At 41.7% G+C, this 2,674-nt stretch carries 2 protein-coding genes; both read right to left on the reverse strand.

The features are described 5' to 3' along the window. Positions 1-1,115: 1,115 nt before the first annotated feature. Positions 1,116-2,282 (reverse strand): IS110 family RNA-guided transposase, encoded by a 1,167-nt coding sequence (locus VK097_RS13670; RefSeq protein WP_324212354.1) that lies wholly within the window; start codon positions 2,280-2,282, stop codon positions 1,116-1,118. A gap of 159 nt (positions 2,283-2,441) precedes the next feature. Further along, positions 2,442-2,674: hypothetical protein (locus tag VK097_RS13675; RefSeq protein WP_324212355.1), on the reverse strand; the 233-nt coding region annotated here is incomplete at its 5' end.

The raw sequence follows: 2,674 nt of genomic DNA on the forward strand, positions 1-2,674 counted from the left end.
CTTGAAAATGGCATTTGTATTAAACCTCGAATATCTTTTCCGCACCAATAATCAATAAGCCAAATTGCGTTTTCATCATTACTTACAACATTTAATAATTTTAACTGTTTTTTTCTTTCTTCTGATATTTTCTTTTTCAATTCATCATACGAAAAATATGCCAAATTGAATATGCAATCGTCTTATTATGATAACCATCTGCATTTATAAATGGAATTGCATCAAAATCTTCTCTGCTTAATTCTTTATTAAATGATGTTAAGGTTTCCATTATCTGATTCCGTAAATCAAATAATGTGTTAATACCCTCTCCAACAATTTCAATTTGTCTTGTCTTTCTCTCTTCGAGCTATCTATAGTTTACCTGCTTATTTTTTCCATTGTACTACTTTTTTACGACTTTTGAATTACAACTTCCAAACTGCTGAATTTGTTTCATCACTTTCTGCATTTTGCATTAAACCTCTATTCCTTGTATTCTCAGCAAAAACTCTCTCCATTATTTGGGTTAATTCGTTTATATGAAATTCTTCTAAGTTTAATGAACTCCAGTTCCATATTTCCAAGATCCACATCCCTTTAAATCCGATTAAATCTAGATATATAACTTTCACTGAACACAGTATATTTCTATTTTTAGATTATGCAATCAAAAAAGACATATCGACTTCCTTAAAATCAGATTACTTCTATCAGGCGATTGCTAAATACCATCAACTGTAGTACACTGTTATGAAGTGACTTTTGTCAAGAGGTAAATGCTGTATCTCACAAACTTTTTCTTGACCATCACATTTGTGTAATCTGTCAGCATCTGGAAGGAGCTCTGATTTAACAGTTCCCGGCATATGGCCACTCTGTTATTCGTGGATTGGTTACCGACAGGCTAATGGTTCCGCCGTGAGCCCTGCGATCTAAAAGCGTGGATCACCATAGTGCCAACATAGTGTAAACGCAGATGGCTCGAACCTTACAGTGATCACAGCTCCTTTCAGATACTGACAGATATTCAATTTTATTGTTCTGGCAGCAAGCTGCACTCTACTGCTGATTGCTGCTTGATTACGCTTTACGTCAAGGACGGATGGCTGTCAAGGGCCGCGAAGCGGTCTATTTTACCCTTGACTGACAGCCGGCATTGATGTACCTTTCCTGGAACTGATGCTGATGTTTTCTGTCATCATGCCCCAAATGAAGCATGCAAGTTCTCTTGCTACAGCTGCGACTGCTACATTCTTCTTCTTTTCATGGCGGATCATTTTATAATACTTGCTCCGAAGCCGGGTATTCGCTTTATCGGCATATGCGATTACCTCTGCGGGCTGTCCGCTTTGTCTTGAACGGAGTTCTTTGGATTTATGTCCGATGGCCCCTTTACAAACGCCTTTTGAAGCTTCGATTAATAGGCGGCGCAGGTGTGTGTTTCCTGCTTTGGATATACCAAGCCGGTTTACATTTTCCGAGCTGGAATGCTCTCCCGGTGCCAGCCCCAGGAATGCCGCATAGGTATTCCCCTTGGCAAAACGGTTGAAATCACCGGTCTCCACAATCAGGGACAGCGCCGTATGCGTACGAACACCCAGGAAGCAAACAAGCTTTTTCACTTTTTCCTGATAACGTGCTTCGGAAGCGATCTCTTCAATCCGCTTATCGTAACGCTCGATTTTTGTTTCCTGTTCCTCGTAGGATGCCATGTACTCGTTCAGCGTTTCCCGGTAAATCGGATCGAGTTCCACTTTCTTCAGCCAGGCAACATGCTTGATCGTCCATTTCGTTCCGGTATACGAATGACCGTGGCGAAGAACAAACGCATTGATCTGCTGCTTCAGTCTTTTCAGTGCAAGCTTGTGATCATCCCTCATCCGAAGATACTCTTTGACAGCGTCGTCTTCGCCAGTAGGGATATAGACCGGATGGTAGCCACCGTAGCAGAGGCACTGTGCGATCAAACGAGCATCACGCTTATCCGTTTTGATTCGCTTTCCCTGCTGGGTAAGCATGGTAGTCGGTGCAAGTATGACACATTTGACCCCAGCGTTTGTGAGCTGGTGGTAAAGGGTATAACCGAGGCACCCCGCCTCATAACCGCATTCAACCGAATAATCATCGTAGAAGCCGAGTTTCATCTTCAGAGATTCAATGAAGCAGATGATCTCTTTATAGTCTGGAGCAACCTGTACCTCACCGAAAATCCGGTCTTCTGACCCGATTGTGGGTTCCATTGCGCACAATGTGTAATTTTTACTATGGACATCCATGCCGATTTTGATTATTCTATACATAAGTGACCTCCTTTTGTATGCGGTAATCCCTGTTACCATTGTTTTTCCAAACTCAAGTATACAGGTAAATCCACGTCGTTGCAAATGTGGGGTCACTTCATATTATCTAAGTATAAATAACGGCACAACTAAATTCAATAACCTACAGCCTTCGCAGTTTCATTTATGGTGGTGCCAAGTGTGCGGGCATGGAGGTTTAGAGAGAAACTCACTTTTGGCTTTGTTTGCATATTCCGCTTCTTTCTGGGCAGAAGCTAGTTCTGCCATTTGGCGGCGGGAAAAATACATATAGGTGAAGAAAACTGCAAGCATACAAACAAGGATCAAAAAACAGCCAATCATAGAAACCGTCGAATTATGTGTGCCTAGACGGTTCAGTGCTTCATCCAGTA

This window comes from Lentibacillus sp. (assembly GCF_035301675.1).
GTDB lineage: Bacteria > Bacillota > Bacilli > Bacillales > Amphibacillaceae > Lentibacillus.

Bases quoted from the DNA above. Each gene is read 5' to 3' on its own strand.
- VK097_RS13670 (WP_324212354.1), bottom strand. From the start codon at position 2,282: ATGTATAGAATAATCAAAATCGGCATGGATGTCCATAGTAAAAATTAC.